The organism is Limosilactobacillus mucosae (genome assembly GCF_046939755.1).
In the GTDB taxonomy this organism is placed as follows: Bacteria; Bacillota; Bacilli; order Lactobacillales; family Lactobacillaceae; genus Limosilactobacillus; species Limosilactobacillus mucosae_A.
Map to the genome: position 1 here is coordinate 1 of NZ_JBKZAY010000093.1, position 495 is coordinate 495.

Consider the following 495-nt stretch of genomic DNA (forward strand, 5'->3'; position numbering starts at 1 on the left):
GATTCAACAGTCGAAAAGTTGACCACTACCGTTACCGGTCATCAGAGAAAATGCAAATCAAAGGAATCACGTAAAGAATGGCTTGATTGCTTAGAACAAGTTGAAGAACTTCATCAGCTGAGTAAGCAAGAACTGACTTGTTATCAATGCGGTCAAATGATGACGGTTATCGGCAAACATGAACAGTATCGTGAAGTTAAACTGGTTCCTGCCCACCTGTGCTGCAAAATCGTATGTACTGAAACGGCTAGATGCGAACACTGTCAAGATTCGGAAACCGGCAATGATGTACTTGTTCAGGCAAAGACGCCACAGCCTTTGTTTCCACACAGTTACCTTTCAAGCTCGGTAATCGCCGAAGTACTTTTTGAAAAGTTCGGCCTGGCAGTACCGTTTACCCGCCAGACGCAGTATTGGGAGCGCCTCGGGCTTCCAATCACCAGTAAACATATGGCTCGTGGGGTAATTGAAGCTGGCGAAAGGTTTGGTCAAAAA

Annotated in this window: 1 protein-coding gene; it reads left to right on the forward strand. The window is 45.5% G+C overall.

Features of this window, described 5'->3' with window-relative positions:
• On the forward strand, positions 1 to 495 hold a 495-nt coding region (locus tag ACLUWI_RS10280; RefSeq protein ID WP_412147239.1), incomplete at both ends, for an IS66 family transposase.